Source organism: Pseudazoarcus sp. NS36 (assembly GCF_059703705.1).
On record NZ_BAAKJA010000006.1, the window covers coordinates 257,273 to 272,157 of the forward strand.

The following is a 14,885-nucleotide window of genomic DNA, read 5'->3' on the forward strand; positions in this document are numbered from 1 at the left end:
TGACAGGCGTCGCGGCCGTTTCCGCGATATTTGGAACCTCAACCCTTATGACTACTGCCACCCCCGTCTCCAGCTCCATGGAGAGCTTTGCCGACCTGTTCGAAGAAAGCCTTGCCCGCCAGGAAATGCGCGCTGGCGAGGTGATCACTGCCGAAGTGGTCAATATCGATCACAACTTCGTGGTCGTGAACGCCGGACTCAAGTCCGAAAGCTATGTTGCCATCGAAGAGTTCCGCGACGACCGCGGTGAGCTCGAGGTCAGCATCGGCGACTTCGTCCATGTCGCAATCGACGCTCTGGAAGACGGCTACGGCGAGACCCGCCTGTCCCGCGAAAAGGCCAAGCGCATTGCCGCCTGGAACGATCTGGAAAAAGCACTCAACGAAGGCTCCCTGGTGAAGGGCGTCGTCTCGGGTCGCGTCAAGGGCGGTCTGACCGTCATGACCAACAGCATCCGCGCGTTCCTGCCGGGCTCGCTGGTCGACATGCGTCCGGTCAAGGACACCACGCCGTACGAAGGCAAGGAATTCGAGTTCAAGGTCATCAAGCTCGACCGCAAGCGCAACAACGTCGTTGTTTCGCGCCGCGCCGTGCTCGAAGAGACCATGGGTGAAGAGCGTCAGAAGCTGCTTGAGAACCTGCAGGAAGGCTCGGTCGTCAAGGGTATCGTCAAGAACATCACCGACTACGGTGCGTTTGTTGACCTCGGCGGCATCGACGGCCTGCTGCACATTACCGATCTGGCCTGGCGTCGTGTGCGTCACCCGTCGGAAGTGCTCAACGTTGGCGACGAAATCGAAGCCAAGGTCCTCAAGTTCGACCAGGAGCGTCAGCGCGTTTCGCTGGGTCTCAAGCAACTCGGCGACGACCCGTGGGTCGGCATCGCCCGCCGTTACCCGCAGAGCACCCGCCTGTTCGGCAAGGTCACCAACATCACCGACTACGGCGCGTTTGTCGAAGTCGAGCAGGGTATCGAAGGCCTGGTCCACGTGTCCGAAATGGACTGGACCAACAAGAACATCCACCCGACCAAGGTTGTCCAGCTGGGCGACGAAGTCGAAGTGATGATTCTCGAAATCGACGAAGACCGTCGCCGCATCTCGCTGGGCATGAAGCAGTGCATGTCCAACCCGTGGGACGATTTCGCCCTGAATCACAAGAAAGGCGACAAGGTTCGTGGCCAGATCAAGTCGATTACCGACTTTGGTGTGTTCATCGGCCTGGATGGTGGTATCGACGGTCTGGTGCATCTGTCTGACCTGTCGTGGAGCGAGTCCGGTGAAGACGCCGTGCGCCGCTTCAAGAAGGGCGACGAAGTCGAAGCCCTGGTGCTGGCCATTGATGTCGAGCGTGAGCGCATCTCGCTGGGCGTGAAGCAGATGGAGGGTGACCCCTTCACCAACTTCATCGCCACCCACGAGAAGAACTCGCTGGCCACCGGCACCGTCAAGAGTGTTGATGCCCGTGGTGCCGTGATCCAGCTCAACGAAGAAGTCGAAGGCTATCTGCGCGCTTCCGAGGCCGCTGCTCACCGTATCGACGATCTGACGACCGTGCTCAAGGAAGGCGATCAGGTCGAGGCGCTGATCATCAACGTGGATCGCAAGACCCGTTCGATCAACCTCTCGATCCGTGCCAAAGACCAGGTTGAAACCAGCGACGCGATGACCAAGCTGTCGGCTGACGCAGTGAGTGGCACCACCAACCTTGGTGCGCTGCTCAAGGCCAAGCTGAACGAGCAGAAGCAGTAATCCAGCGCTCGTCATGACCAAATCGGAACTGATTGCGCGGCTTGCGGCTCGTTTTCCGCAGCTGGTCGTGAAGGACGCCGATTACGCGGTCAAGATGGTTCTCGATGCGATGACCGACGCCCTTTCGCGCGGTGATCGTATCGAGATCCGCGGTTTTGGCAGCTTCGCGTTGAACTATCGGCCGCCCCGTATCGGTCGTAATCCCAAGTCCGGCGATCGCGTGCAGGTTCCTGAAAAGCACGTGCCGCATTTCAAGGCAGGCAAGGAATTGCGGGAACGGGTTGATATCGTGGCCTGAGCATGCAAGCATCGGCACCTGCCGGTGATTCCCGAAAGGGCGGCGTAGGCCGCCTTTTTTTTGACCTCGAAGGAAGATATTCCATGCGCATCCTGATATGGGCCATCCGCCTGCTGTTGTTCTTTCTCCTGTTCGGGTTTGCCGTCAAGAATGATCAGCTTGTCGATCTGCGCTTCTTCTTCGGCAGCGAATGGAGCTTGCCGCTGGTTTTCGTGATTCTTGCCGCGTTTGCAGCGGGCGCAGTGCTGGGCGTGACCGCGACCTTCGCTTCGCTGCTTGGCAAGCAGCGCGAGATCAGCCGTTTGCGGCGCGAGAACGCGCGGCTTGAGCGCGAACGCAAGACGGACTGAAGAGCATGGAAATTGAATTCTGGTGGCTGTTGGCGCTGCCGCTTTTCTTTGCGCTCGGCTGGCTGGCCGCGCGTATCGATATTCGTCAGGTTGTGCGCGAATCGCGGGCCCTGCCGCGTTCTTACCTGAACGGCTTGAACTTTCTCATCAATGAGCAGCAGGACAAGGCGGTCGATGCCTTCATTGAAGCGGTGCGCATCGACCCCGACACCATCGAGCTGCATTTCGCGCTGGGTGCGCTGTTTCGCCGCCGCGGTGAAACCGAGCGTGCCATCCGCATGCACCAGAGTCTGGTGGATCGCGAGGATCTGAAGGAAGAGCGGCGCATGGACGCGCTGGCCGCCCTCGCTGAGGATTATCTGCGTGCAGGCTTGCTGGATCGCGCTGAGGCGATCTACCTGCGCTTGCGCGGGACGCGGCACAACGAGATCGCCACCCATAACCTGCTCGATATCTACCAGCAGGAAAAGGAGTGGTTGAAGGCGGTCGACATTGCACGCAGCCTGAGCGGACATGAAGGGGTGCAGTGGCGCAAGGAAATCGCCAATTTTTACTGTGAGCTGGCAGACAACGCCTTGGCAAGTTCGCAGCATGAAGAGGCGCGTGGCTATATCGACGAAGCCATCGAGATGAACCGGCGCTGCGTGCGCGCCAGTATTTTGCTGGGTGATCTTCTGCTGGCTGAAGGTCGGCTGGAGGAGGCGATCGAAGCCTGGAAACGGGTCGAGAATCAGGATCCCGTCTATTTGTCGCAGGTCGCAGAGCGCGTCATGGACGTTTATGGTCGCCTCGACCGCCTGGATCACGGGCAGACGCTGTTGCGTGCCTGGTTGGAGCGCAACCCCACGTTGGATCTGATGGATCAGGTCTTCAAGTGGGAGATCGAGCGCAAGGGGCCGAAGGCGGCCTATGAGCTGGTGCGCGAGCAGCTCAAGCGCAACCCCACCGTACTGGGATTGGAGAAGTTGCTGGAGGCCGCTGCACAGCAGGCCGACGCCGCGCAGCGCGACGATATCGAGCTGGTCAAGCAATTGATTCACGGGCATACGCGCCGTGTTGCACGCTACCGGTGCGATGGCTGCGGCTTCAAATCCCGCCAGTTCCAGTGGCGCTGCCCGGCTTGTGGCGGTTGGGAGACCTACCCGCCGCGCCGCACCGAGGAATTCGACCTCGCGCCCTGAAGGCATTTGGATAGAACCGGCGGCCGCTTCAGGCTTGTCCGCCATGCCTCTACACTCACCGTCATCGCCCACATCCAGCAAGGCTGACATGGACTACAAGACGCTCGAAGACTACGTCGGACACACCCCGCTGGTGCGCCTCAAGCGCATCACCGCCGGACGCAACAACGTCATCCTCGCCAAGCTCGAAGGCAATAATCCGGCGGGTTCCGTGAAGGATCGCCCGGCGTTGTCGATGATCGTGCGCGCCGAAGCGCGCGGCGACATCAAGCCGGGCGACACGCTGATCGAGGCCACCAGCGGCAACACCGGCATCGCGCTGGCCATGGCGGCCGCGATGCGTGGCTACGGCATGATCCTGGTGATGCCCGAGAACCAGAGCGTGGAGCGTCGTCAGACCATGCGCGCCTTCGGTGCTGAACTGGTGCTGACGGGCAAGGAAGGTGGCATGGAAATGGCGCGTGATGTGGCCGAGCGCATGCGCGACGAAGGGCGCGGCATCATCCTCGATCAGTTCGCCAACCCGGACAATCCGATTGCGCACTATGAAGGCACCGGCCCCGAGATCTGGGAGCAGACCGGTGGGCGTGTGACGCACTTCATCAGCAGCATGGGCACTACCGGCACCATAATGGGCTGCTCGCGTTTCTTCAAGGAGAAGAGCCCGGCCGTCCAGATCATCGGCTGCCAGCCCGACGAGGGCGCGCAGATTCCCGGTATCCGAAAATGGCCGGAGGCCTATCTGCCGCGTATCTACGACAAGAGCGCGGTCGACCGGCTGGAGTATGTCGGGCAGGCTGAAGCGGAGGAGATGACGCGTCGGCTTGCGCGTGAGGAGGGCATTTTTGCCGGTATTTCCTCTGGCGGGGCGATGCATGTTGCCTTACGTATTGCCGAGCAGGTCGAGAATGCGGTGATCGTCTCGATCGTGTGCGATCGTGGCGATCGTTACCTGTCTACGGGCGTGTTCCCGGGCTGAAGCCATGTGTGCCGGCTGGCGCGGTCTTGCGCTTGCGGTGCTGCTTTTCCTCAGCGCCATACCGGCGCATGCGGCCGCACTCGATTTCAGCATCGGCGCCATCGAACATCCGGCATTCAGCATGCAGGGGATGACGCTGACGGTGTCGGACGACGGTGCGCGCGCCGACATACGTGTTCAGCGACTCACTGCGGCAGGGCGCCACTGGCAGGCCCTGCACCTGCGCTGCCCGAAGTTCCTGCTCGCTTTTCCGGACGCGCGTTGCGAGGGTGGGCGGTTCGCGGCCAGCGGGCTTGATGAGCCGATTTACGTCGATTTCGAACTCAATCTGCTGTCGCGGGATGCCACGTTGCGTGTGCGCGCGGCGGGCGAAACGCTGGTGCTTCGCCTGCTGCATGGCGAACTGTCGGCGCAGCTGGAGGGGTTCCGGTTGCAGCGTCTGGCTGCCTGGATCCCGGCATTGGCGAGCCATGCGCCGACGGGTGCATTCGATGGCCGTGTGGACTTCGCGGCGGATTCCGCCATCACTATTGAAGGCGTGTTGTCGGGCGGCGGTTTTGCCAGCGCGGATGGGCTGCAGGCAGCAGAGGGTTTGCGGGTTGAGGTGGATGCACGTGTGCGTCCACGCGAGGCGGGGCATGAGTTCTCTGGCCGGCTGCGCTGGACTGCCGGCGAGTCCTACATCCACCCCGTCTATCTCACTGCACCAGCCGGGCTGTCATTCGAAGGATTACTGGGCTCGGATACGCTGGAGCTGCAACGTTTTGCGCTCGAGATTGATGGTGCCGCGGCGGTCGAGGCCCGAGCGACCATTGCCTTGCCGGGCGGCGTGCCGCAGCGCTTTGCGGTAGCTGTTGCGTCGGCAGATCTGGCGATCATCGGCCCGCGTTTCATCGCTCCGGTGCTTGCACCTTCGCGCGCCCAATCCCTGGGGTTCGACGGTCACCTCAGTGCGGGCATCGTGTTTGATCACGGAGCCGTGCAATCGGTTGACGCCGTGTTTGATGGCGTGCGCTTCGAAGATGCGGATGCGGCACTGTCGTTCGGCCCCCTGTCGGGCGCGCTACCGTGGCGCGCGGATGAGGCGACGCGGGCCAATCTGCGTTTCGAGGGCGGGCGTTGGGAAGCTCTGGAGCTCGGCCGGTTCGAGTTGGAAGCACGTCTGCAGGGGCAATCCGTGTCGGTGCCGCAGCTTGTGGTGCCGGTGCTTGACGGTCGTCTCGTGCTCAGCGACCTGGCGCTGGAGCGCAGTGAGGCGGGGTGGTCAGGCAGCGGCGCAGCGGTGGTTGAGCCGATCTCCATGCCCCTTTTGAGCAAGGCGGTAGGTTTGCCCGAAATGGCCGGTGTGCTGTCCGCTTCCTTGCCCGGGCTGCGCGTTTCTCCGGGCGAGCTGTCGCTTGACGGCGCTTTGATCGTTTCAGTGTTTGATGGCTATCTGCGTTTGATCGACCTGAAAGCGATCGAGCCTTTTGGTGTCTCGTCCCGTCTGTTTGCCAATCTGACTGCCCGCAATCTCGATCTGGCGCAGCTCACGCAGACCTTTTCCTTTGGAGGCATGACCGGCTTCGTCGATCTTGACGTCGACGGGCTGGAGCTCGCCAATTGGCGTCCCGTGCGTTTTGATGCAAGGGTAGCCAGCAGTCCGGGGCGGTATTCGAAGCGCATCAGCCAGCGCGCCGTCGAGAACATCGGCGCGCTGGCCGGGCCGGGCGCCGGGCTGGCGTTACAGCGCAGTTTCCTGCGCTTCTTCGATGACTTCGGTTATCGCGAAATCGGCCTGAGTTGCCGGCTGGAATCCGGGGTCTGCAGCATGGGCGGGATTGGCTCCAATGCGACCGGCAGCTTCGACATCGTGCGCGGGGGCGGCATCCCGGCGCTCAACATCATCGGCTACAATCGCCGCGTCGACTGGGACGAGTTCGTCGGACGCGTGCAGCGCGTGATTGAATCGAACGCCGCGCCGGTCATTCGCTGAACCTGCCGGGGGATTACACGTGAGCGGAATGAGGCACTACATGCTCGCTGGAGCGCTGCTTGGGCTGTTGGCCGGCTGCGTCACGATCAACATCTACTTTCCGGCCGCGGCGGCTGAAAAGGCGGCAGACCGCATCATTGACGAGGTCTGGCAGCTGCAGGGCTCCACGACCGCGCCGGCCAACGGAGGTGCGCAATGACTTTCCGATCCATGCTTCGTGCGTTGTGCGTGCTGCTGTTCGCCGGGTGGGCGTCGTTTGCCGCGGCGCAGGGCAACCTTGAAATCAATACGCCGGCAATCAGCGCCTTGCAGAAGTCTATGCAGCAGCGGCATGGCGATCTTGCGCCTCTGTATGCCTCCGGCGCCATCGGTCTGGCAAAGGACGGCAGTGTTGCGCTGCGCGATGCTTCCAGCGTACCGCTGGCCCAGCGTAGTCGCGTCACCTCGCTGATCGCGTCCGAGAACGCCGATCGCAGTGCGCTGTACCGTGAGATCGCGCGTGCCAACGGCCATCCCGAATGGGAGGCGGACATCCGCAGTACCTTCGCCCAGCGCTGGATCGACCGAGCCCAGCGCGGCTGGTGGGTCGAAGGGGCGAGTGGCTGGGCGCGCAAGTGACGCCAGTCCTTGTCTTCGACATCGAGACCATTCCCGATGTCGCCGGTATTCGCGATCTGCACGAGCTTCCGGCTGATCTGGCTGACGCGGAGGTGGCCGAGTTCGCCTTCCAGCAGCGTCGCGTCGCGACCGGTTCGGATTTCCTGCCGCATCATCTGCAACGCGTTGTCGCCATTTCCTGCGTGCTGCGTGATGCGCAGAACTTCCGCGTGTTCTCGCTGGCCGAGCCGGAAAGCGGTGAAGGGCAGATCATCCAGCGCTTCTTCGACGGCATCGAGCGTTACACACCGCAGATCGTGTCGTGGAACGGCGGCGGCTTCGATTTGCCAGTGCTGCACTATCGCGGCCTGATTCATGGCGCTTCTGCACCGCGGTACTGGGATCAGGGCGAGGGTGATTACCACGACTCGCGCGAATTCAAGTGGAACAACTACATCAGCCGTTACCACGCTCGTCATACGGATCTGATGGATCTGCTGGCGATGTATCAGCCGCGCGCATCGGTGCGGCTCGATGAGATGGCCAAGCTGATGGGCTTCCCCGGCAAGCTCGGCATGGATGGTTCCGCCGTGTGGCAGGCGTGGCAGGAAGGGCGTGCGGACGAGATTCGCGACTACTGCGAAACAGATGTCGTGAACACCTATCTGGTCTTTCTCGGATTCCAGCGAATGCGCGGCGAGCGTGATGCTGCGGCGCATGCGGCAGAGCTGGCATTCGTGCGCGAATCGCTCGAGAAGATCGATGCGCCGCACTGGAAAGCTTTTCTCGAAGCCTGGCCGAGCAAATAATTTTGACAAGCCTGAACGGGCCGCTATAATTCGCCGCTCTTAGCAGGCGCGTAGCTCAGTTGGTTAGAGCACCACCTTGACATGGTGGGGGTCGTTGGTTCGAATCCAATCGCGCCTACCAACACCCAGGAGCCATGTCGATGTCCCGAACTACCACTACCGCCTCTGTGCAGTATTAGGTCGGGCTCAGCATCGTTCCAAAGAAAAAAGTGCGGCTCGACCGCACTTTTTTTTCGTCCGCAGTTTTGTTGTACAAGTCATTGATCGCGAGGCCCCGGAAATGCCCAACATCACGCTTCCTGACGGTTCTGTCCGCAGCTTCGATCAGCCGGTGACGGTGGGCGAGGTTGCGGCCTCGATCGGCGCAGGTCTGGCCAAGGCCGCGCTCGCGGGCAAGGTCGATGGCCGCGAAGTGGACCTGTCGCACCGCATCGAACAGGACGCCAGTCTGGCCATCCTCACGTCAAAGAATGAGGAAGGTCTGGAGGTGATCCGTCACTCGACGGCGCACTTGTTGGCGCACGCGGTCAAACAGCTATTCCCGGAAGCGCAGGTCACCATCGGACCTGTCATCGACAACGGCTTCTATTACGACTTTTCGTACAAGCGCCCGTTCACGCCCGAGGATCTGGAGAAGATCGAGCAGCGCATGGCGGAAATCGCCAAGGCCGAGATCGCGGTATCGCGTGAAGTATGGGAGCGCGACAAGGCGGTCGAGTTCTTCAAGGGTGAGGGCGAGCTGTACAAGGCCGAAATCATCGCCTCGATCCCCGCGGATCAGGATGTGTCGCTGTATCGTCAGGCCGATTTCATCGACCTGTGCCGTGGCCCGCACGTGCCGGATACCGGCAAGCTCAAGGTCTTCAAGCTGACCAAGGTGGCTGGCGCCTACTGGCGCGGCGACTCGAAGAACGAGATGCTGCAGCGCATCTACGGCACGGCCTGGGCCAGCAAGGAAGATCTGGCCAACTACCTGCACATGCTCGAAGAAGCCGAGAAGCGCGATCACCGCAAGCTCGGTCGTCAGCTCGACCTGTTCCACATCCAGGAAGAGGCGCCGGGCATGGTGTTCTGGCATCCCAAGGGCTGGACGCTGTGGCAGCAGGTCGAGCAGTACCTGCGTCGCACCATCAGCGCCGAGGGCTACCAGGAAGTGAAGACGCCGCAGATCGTCGATCGCAGCCTGTGGGAGAAGTCCGGCCACTGGGGCATGTATTCCGACCTGATGTTCACGACGCAATCGGAAAAGCGCGACTACGCGATCAAGCCGATGAACTGTCCGTGCCACATCGAGATCTTCAATCAAGGCCTCAAGAGCTACCGCGATCTACCGCTGCGCATGGCCGAGTTCGGCTCCTGCCATCGTAACGAGCCGTCGGGCTCGCTGCACGGCATCATGCGTGTGCGCAACTTCGTGCAGGACGATGCCCACATTTTCTGCACCGACGAACAGGTGCAGGGTGAGGCTGCTGAATTTATCCGCCTGCTGCAGAAGGTGTATGCGGACTTCGGCTTCACGGACGTCGAGGTCAAGCTGTCCACTCGGCCGGAAAAGCGGGTCGGTACCGACGAGCAGTGGGATGCCGCTGAGGCGGCGTTGGCTGCCGCGCTGGATGCGCAGGGCCTGGCCTATGACCTGCAGCCGGGTGAGGGGGCATTCTACGGTCCGAAGATCGAGTTCTCGCTGAAGGACTGTCTGGGCCGCGTGTGGCAGTGCGGCACGCTGCAGCTCGATTTCAACCTGCCGGTGCGACTCGGGGCCGAGTACGTTGCTGACGACAACACCAAGAAGCATCCGGTGATGTTGCACCGCGCGATTCTCGGTTCGCTGGAGCGTTTCATCGGCATCCTGATCGAGCATCATGCCGGCGCGATGCCATTGTGGTTGGCGCCTGTGCAGGCCGTTGTGCTGAACATTTCGGATGGGCAGGCTGAATATGCTTCCGAGGTCACGAAACGCCTGCGCGCCGCGGGTTTCCGGGTCGAAGCGGATTTGCGTAACGAAAAGATAAACTATAAAATCCGCGAGCACAGCGCGCTCAAGCTGCCTTATCAACTCGTTGTAGGCGAGAAAGAGAAGGGCGAAGGGCTTGTTGCGGTGCGTGCGCGAGGTGGCCTCGATCTTGGTCAGATGTCCCTGGATACGTTGATCGAACGCTGGCAACGCGAGCTCGAAGCGAAAGCCGGCACGGCCTGATATTGCTTTTTTGGAGAACTGAACCATCGCTCAAGACAAGAAACAGCGCGTTAACAACGAAATCAACGCGCCTGAGGTCCGGCTGGTATCGGATGACGGAGAACAGCTCGGTATCGTTTCGCTTGAGGCGGCCCTGAATGTGGCCGATGAAGCAGGCCTTGATCTGGTCGAGATTGCGCCCATGGCCGATCCCCCGGTTTGCAAGGTCATGGACTTCGGCAAGTTCAAGTACCAGGAGCAAAAGAAGGCTCACGAGGCACGTCTGAAGCAGAAGCAGGTGCAGATCAAGGAAGTCAAGATTCGTCCCGGTACGGACGAAAACGATTACCAGATCAAGCTGCGGAACCTGAAGCGTTTCCTCGACGAAGGCGATAAATGCAAGGTCACCCTGCGTTTTCGCGGTCGTGAAATGGCCCACCAGGAAATCGGCATGCGTCAGCTCGAACGCATCCGTACCGATCTCGATGAGCTCGGTGTGGTCGAGCAGATGCCCAAGATGGAAGGGCGTCAGATGATCATGGTGATCGCGCCGAAGAAGCACTGATCACCGCAAGTTTTCGCTGACCGCGCAGTGCGGTCGGGAAAAAGTCCGGTAACGGACAAAAAGAAGTGGTGTCGGGTCACAAATGCATCGCAGTTCGGTGCTACCCGACGGCATCCAAAAACAGGAGTGTTGTAATGCCCAAGATGAAAACCAAGAGCGGAGCCGCCAAGCGGTTCAAGGTCCGCGCTGGTGGTGGGATCAAGCGGTCCCAAGCGTTCAAGCGCCATATCCTTACCAAGAAAACCACGAAGAGCAAGCGCCAGCTGCGCGGCATGACGGAAGTCCATGACTCCGATGTCAAGCTGATCCGTGCCATGCTTCCGTACGCTTGATAGGAGACCGCCATGCCCCGAGTTAAACGTGGTGTAACCGCCCGCGCCCGTCACAAGAAGGTCCTTGCCCTTGCCAAGGGCTACCGTGGCCGCCGCAAGAACGTATACCGCATCGCCAAACAGGCGGTGATGAAGGCCGGTCAGTACGCTTACCGTGACCGTCGTCAGCGCAAGCGTCAGTTCCGTGTCCTGTGGATCGCCCGTATCAACGCCGCTGCGCGTGAGTTGGGTCTGACCTACAGCACCTTCATGCACGGTCTGAAGAAAGCCGAAGTGGAAGTGGACCGCAAGGTACTGGCCGACCTGGCCGTGTTCGACAGGGCTGCGTTTGCAGCACTTGCCGATCAAGCCCGGGCCAAACTCGCCGCCTGATCCAGCGCGGCGCAAAAAAAGGAGGCCTGGCCTCCTTTTTTTTTCTGTACGGACAGTCACCCAAATGGACAATCTGGATTCTCTCGTCGCCGCGGCGGTTGCCGAGTTCAACGGCGTAAGTGACCCCAATCAGCTCGAACAGGCCAAGGCCCGCTATCTGGGCAAGACCGGCTCCCTGACCGAGCGCCTCAAGGCCTTGGGCAAGTTGCCGCCGGAAGAGCGGCGCGTTGCCGGTGCCGAGATCAATCGCGCCAAGCAGGCCGTCGAGGGCGCACTTGAAGCGCGGCGGGATGCGTTGCGCAACGCGCGTCTCGAAGCTCAGCTTGCGGCCGAGGCGCTGGATGTGACGCTGCCGGGGCGCGGCACAGGTCTGGGCGGACTTCATCCGGTCACCCGTACGCAGGAGCGTGTCGAACAACTCTTCGGTTCGATCGGCTTCATCGTTGCCGATGGTCCCGAGATTGAGACCGACTGGCACAACTTCACCGCGCTGAATACGCCCGACAACCATCCGGCGCGTTCGATGCACGACACCTTCTACATCGAAGGCCGCGACGACGTTCTGCTGCGTACCCACACCAGCCCGGTGCAGATCCGCGCCATGCTTGCACACGTCGAGCGCCATGCCGGTGCGGCCAGCATGCCCGACCTGCGCGTGATCGCGCCTGGTCGTGTGTACCGCGTCGATTCCGATGCCACGCATTCGCCGATGTTCCATCAGGTCGAAGGCTTGTGGGTTGGCGAGAACGTCAGCTTTGCAGACCTCAAGGGTGTCATTGCCGACTTCCTGCGAAGCTTTTTCGAAACCGACGATCTGCAGGTCCGTTTCCGTCCGTCCTTCTTCCCGTTCACCGAGCCGAGCGCGGAGATCGACGTCGCCTTCATGAGCGGCGCGCTGGAAGGACGCTGGCTGGAGATCGCCGGTTGCGGCATGGTCCATCCCAACGTGCTGGGCTTCGGCGGCATTGATGCAGAGCGTTACACCGGATTCGCCTTCGGCATGGGGCTGGATCGCCTGACCATGCTGCGTTACGGCGTCAATGACCTGCGCCTGTTCTTCGACAACGATCTGCGCTTCCTGAGCCAGTTCCGTTAATCACCGACGCGGATACCGTCATGCAATTTTCCGAATACTGGTTGCGCGAGTTCGTTGATCCGCAGCTTGATACCGAGGCGCTGGGCCATCTGCTGACCATGGCCGGTCTCGAGGTCGAGGAGTGCGATCCGGTCGCCGCCGAGTTCAGCGGCGTCGTGGTCGCTCAGATCGTCGCAGCCGAGAAGCACCCCGACGCCGACAAGCTCAAGGTCTGCAAGGTGGACGACGGCTCGGGCCAGTTGCTGCAGATCGTCTGCGGCGCACCGAATGCCGCAGTCGGCATGAAAGCCCCGCTGGCGCGCGTCGGCGCGAAGCTGCCCGGTTTCGACATCAAGGCCGCCAAGCTGCGCGGTGTCGAGTCCTTCGGAATGCTGTGCTCGGCGCGCGAACTGGGGATATCCGAGGCCAGTGATGGACTGCTGGTTTTGCCTGAGGATGCATCCGTCGGCTCGGATATCCGTGAGTTGCTTGCGCTCGACGACCGCATGTTTACGATCAAGCTCACGCCCAACCGTGCCGATTGCCTGAGCCTGAGCGGTGTCGCGCGTGAGGTCGCAGCGCTGACTGGCGCGCCGCTGTCCCTGCCTGCAGCCGAGCCGGTTGCCGCTGCCATCGCCGACACGCGTGCCGTTGTGCTGGACGCGCCGCAGGCCTGCCCGCGTTATTGTGGTCGCATCGTGCGTGGCGTGAACGCGCGTGCCGTTACGCCGGCGTGGATGGTGCAGCGTCTGGAGCGTTGCGGCGTCCGCTCGATCAGCGCGCTGGTCGACATCACCAATTACGTGATGCTGGAACTTGGTCAGCCGTTGCACGCCTTTGATGACGCCAAACTGTCCGGTGCCATTCATGTGCGTATGCCACGCGCCGACGAACAGTTGTTGCTGCTCAATGAGCAGACCGTCACACCGGCCACCGACACTTTGCTGATTGCTGACGAGGCCCGCCCGCTCGCGCTGGCCGGCATCATGGGGGGCGAGGAGAGCGGCATCACCCTCGATACTACCGATCTGTTTCTCGAGAGCGCCTTCTTTGCGCCGGAAGCCATTGCTGGCCGTGCGCGCCAGTACAACTTCAGTTCCGATGCCTCGCATCGCTTTGAGCGCGGGGTGGACTTCGATCTGCCGCGTCGTGCCATTGAGCGTGCCACGCAGTTGATTCTGGAACTGTGCGGCGGTCAGTCTGGCCCGGTGCTGGAAGCGGTTTCCGAGGGATGTTTGCCGCAGCGCCAGCCGGTCAGCATGCGTCTTGCGCGTGCGCGTCGCTTGCTGGGACTTGAGCTTGACGATGCGGCAATGATCACGCTGCTTGAGCGCGCTCACTTGTCGGTACAACGCGAGGGCGACGTTCTGACAGTCATGCCGCCGAGCTTCCGTTTCGATATCCAGATCGAAGCCGATCTGATCGAAGAGATCGTGCGTCTGCACGGCTACGACAATATCCCGGCCAAGGTCCCCGTTGGCCCGATGTCGATGCTGATTCAGCCCGAAGCGAAGCGCACCGGCTGGTCATTGCGCCGGCTGCTGGCTGCGCGCGACTTCCAGGAAGTCATCAACTACGCCTTTATCGAAGAACGCTGGGAACGTGAGCTGTGCGGCAACACTGCGCCCATACGGCTGGCCAATCCGATTGCCAGCCAGATGAGCGTGATGCGTACCAGCCTGATTCCCGGGCTGATTGCGACGCTGGCCGAGAACCTCAAGCGCCAGCAGGCGCGTGTGCGCGTGTTCGAGCTGGGGCGCTGTTTCCTGTCTGACGCGAATGGCGGGCCGGTCGCAGGCTATCACCAGCCTTTGCGCATCGCGGCCCTGGCGGCGGGTCCTGCGCTCTCCGAGCAATGGGGTGCAGCCACGCGTCGCATGGATTTCTTCGACCTCAAGGGCGATCTTGAAGCGCTGTTGGCACCGCGCCATGCCGAATTCGTGCCGCTCATCCATCCGGCACTGCATCCGGGGCGCTCGGCCGAAGTGCATGTGGATGGTGCGCCGATCGGCGTGATCGGAGAGATCCACCCTCAGTGGGCTGAAGCCTATGATCTTGGCGCCGCGCCGATCGTCTTCGAGCTTGATCTGGAGGCTGCGCTCGGTGCGGCGGTGCCTGCGTATCAGGAATTGTCGCGCTTCCCGGGCGTGTCGCGGGACATCGCGCTGGCAGTGGACCAGAGTGTGCCGGTGGCGGACCTGCTGGCCGCGATGAAGCGCGTTGCACCGGCCATCGTGCGCGCCGTGGAATTGTTTGACGTCTACTCCGGAAAGGGTGTGGACGAAGGCAAAAGGAGTCTTGCATTCAGGGTGTTGATGCAAGATACTCAACGAACACTTGAAGATACGGAAGTCGAGTCGGCCATCTCCGCCATCGTTGGCGAGGCGGACGCTTCCTTTGGCGCCCGACTGCGCGGATGAGGATA

15 protein-coding genes and 1 tRNA gene are annotated in these 14,885 nt (G+C 61.6%); all 16 read left to right on the forward strand.

Going from position 1 to position 14,885, the window contains the following annotated elements; all coding sequences use genetic code 11:
- Positions 1-47: 47 nt before the first annotated feature.
- A complete protein-coding gene (rpsA, locus tag AC6H0R_RS11610) occupies positions 48-1,751 on the forward strand; it encodes a 30S ribosomal protein S1 (protein ID WP_497581528.1) in 1,704 nt (567 codons plus the stop codon).
- Between the two features lie 13 nt (positions 1,752-1,764).
- Positions 1,765-2,049: an integration host factor subunit beta gene (locus AC6H0R_RS11615; RefSeq protein ID WP_497581529.1), complete on the forward strand. Its 285-nt coding sequence runs from the start codon at positions 1,765-1,767 to the stop codon at positions 2,047-2,049.
- Positions 2,050-2,132: 83 nt separating this feature from the next.
- Positions 2,133-2,399, forward strand: a complete 267-nt coding sequence (locus AC6H0R_RS11620; RefSeq protein ID WP_497581530.1) for a LapA family protein — start codon at positions 2,133-2,135, stop codon at positions 2,397-2,399.
- Positions 2,400-2,404: 5 nt separating this feature from the next.
- Positions 2,405-3,580, forward strand: coding sequence for a lipopolysaccharide assembly protein LapB (gene lapB / locus AC6H0R_RS11625; RefSeq protein WP_497581531.1), 1,176 nt, complete (start codon positions 2,405-2,407; stop codon positions 3,578-3,580).
- Between the two features lie 88 nt (positions 3,581-3,668).
- Positions 3,669-4,559, forward strand: coding sequence for a cysteine synthase CysM (gene cysM / locus AC6H0R_RS11630; RefSeq protein WP_497581532.1), 891 nt, complete (start codon positions 3,669-3,671; stop codon positions 4,557-4,559).
- 4 nt (positions 4,560-4,563) lie between these two features.
- Positions 4,564-6,534 carry a hypothetical protein gene (locus tag AC6H0R_RS11635; RefSeq protein WP_497581533.1) on the forward strand — a complete coding sequence of 657 codons (1,971 nt, stop codon included), beginning with the start codon at positions 4,564-4,566 and terminating at the stop codon, positions 6,532-6,534.
- Between the two features lie 19 nt (positions 6,535-6,553).
- A complete protein-coding gene (locus AC6H0R_RS11640; RefSeq protein WP_497581563.1) occupies positions 6,554-6,733 on the forward strand; it encodes a hypothetical protein in 180 nt (59 codons plus the stop codon).
- Complete coding sequence (locus AC6H0R_RS11645) at positions 6,730-7,152, forward strand: YdbL family probable chaperone protein (RefSeq protein ID WP_497581534.1); 423 nt, start codon at positions 6,730-6,732, stop codon at positions 7,150-7,152. Before AC6H0R_RS11640 ends, AC6H0R_RS11645 begins: the two co-directional genes overlap by 4 nt.
- The gene (locus AC6H0R_RS11650) at positions 7,149-7,940 is read left to right on the forward strand and encodes a 3'-5' exonuclease (protein WP_497581535.1); all 792 of its coding nucleotides are present in this window, start codon (positions 7,149-7,151) and stop codon (positions 7,938-7,940) included. Before AC6H0R_RS11645 ends, AC6H0R_RS11650 begins: the two co-directional genes overlap by 4 nt.
- 44 nt (positions 7,941-7,984) lie before the next feature.
- Positions 7,985-8,061 (forward strand) — tRNA-Val (locus tag AC6H0R_RS11655).
- Between the two features lie 159 nt (positions 8,062-8,220).
- The gene (thrS, locus tag AC6H0R_RS11660; RefSeq protein WP_497581536.1) at positions 8,221-10,137 is read left to right on the forward strand and encodes a threonine--tRNA ligase; all 1,917 of its coding nucleotides are present in this window, start codon (positions 8,221-8,223) and stop codon (positions 10,135-10,137) included.
- Between the two features lie 25 nt (positions 10,138-10,162).
- Positions 10,163-10,681 (forward strand): translation initiation factor IF-3, encoded by a 519-nt coding sequence (gene infC / locus AC6H0R_RS11665; protein WP_497581561.1) that lies wholly within the window; start codon positions 10,163-10,165, stop codon positions 10,679-10,681.
- Between the two features lie 134 nt (positions 10,682-10,815).
- Positions 10,816-11,013, forward strand: coding sequence for a 50S ribosomal protein L35 (gene rpmI, locus AC6H0R_RS11670; protein WP_497581537.1), 198 nt, complete (start codon positions 10,816-10,818; stop codon positions 11,011-11,013).
- A gap of 12 nt (positions 11,014-11,025) precedes the next feature.
- Complete coding sequence (gene rplT / locus AC6H0R_RS11675) at positions 11,026-11,385, forward strand: 50S ribosomal protein L20 (RefSeq protein WP_497573744.1); 360 nt, start codon at positions 11,026-11,028, stop codon at positions 11,383-11,385.
- 64 nt (positions 11,386-11,449) lie between these two features.
- The gene (gene pheS / locus AC6H0R_RS11680) at positions 11,450-12,481 is read left to right on the forward strand and encodes a phenylalanine--tRNA ligase subunit alpha (protein WP_497581538.1); all 1,032 of its coding nucleotides are present in this window, start codon (positions 11,450-11,452) and stop codon (positions 12,479-12,481) included.
- 20 nt (positions 12,482-12,501) lie between these two features.
- The gene (pheT, locus tag AC6H0R_RS11685; protein ID WP_497581539.1) at positions 12,502-14,880 is read left to right on the forward strand and encodes a phenylalanine--tRNA ligase subunit beta; all 2,379 of its coding nucleotides are present in this window, start codon (positions 12,502-12,504) and stop codon (positions 14,878-14,880) included.
- Positions 14,881-14,885: the final 5 nt, after the last annotated feature.

Excerpts from the sequence above, each read along its gene's own strand:
- AC6H0R_RS11620 (WP_497581530.1), top strand. The coding sequence starts at position 2,133 with ATGCGCATCCTGATATGGGCCATCCGCCTGCTGTTGTTCTTTCTCCTG.
- AC6H0R_RS11635 (WP_497581533.1), top strand. The coding sequence starts at position 4,564 with ATGTGTGCCGGCTGGCGCGGTCTTGCGCTTGCGGTGCTGCTTTTCCTC.
- pheS (WP_497581538.1), top strand. The coding sequence starts at position 11,450 with ATGGACAATCTGGATTCTCTCGTCGCCGCGGCGGTTGCCGAGTTCAAC.
- thrS (WP_497581536.1), top strand. The coding sequence starts at position 8,221 with ATGCCCAACATCACGCTTCCTGACGGTTCTGTCCGCAGCTTCGATCAG.
- rpmI (WP_497581537.1), top strand. The coding sequence starts at position 10,816 with ATGCCCAAGATGAAAACCAAGAGCGGAGCCGCCAAGCGGTTCAAGGTC.
- AC6H0R_RS11615 (WP_497581529.1), top strand. The coding sequence starts at position 1,765 with ATGACCAAATCGGAACTGATTGCGCGGCTTGCGGCTCGTTTTCCGCAG.
- rplT (WP_497573744.1), top strand. The coding sequence starts at position 11,026 with ATGCCCCGAGTTAAACGTGGTGTAACCGCCCGCGCCCGTCACAAGAAG.
- rpsA (WP_497581528.1), top strand. The coding sequence starts at position 48 with ATGACTACTGCCACCCCCGTCTCCAGCTCCATGGAGAGCTTTGCCGAC.
- cysM (WP_497581532.1), top strand. The coding sequence starts at position 3,669 with ATGGACTACAAGACGCTCGAAGACTACGTCGGACACACCCCGCTGGTG.
- lapB (WP_497581531.1), top strand. The coding sequence starts at position 2,405 with ATGGAAATTGAATTCTGGTGGCTGTTGGCGCTGCCGCTTTTCTTTGCG.
- AC6H0R_RS11645 (WP_497581534.1), top strand. The coding sequence starts at position 6,730 with ATGACTTTCCGATCCATGCTTCGTGCGTTGTGCGTGCTGCTGTTCGCC.
- pheT (WP_497581539.1), top strand. The coding sequence starts at position 12,502 with ATGCAATTTTCCGAATACTGGTTGCGCGAGTTCGTTGATCCGCAGCTT.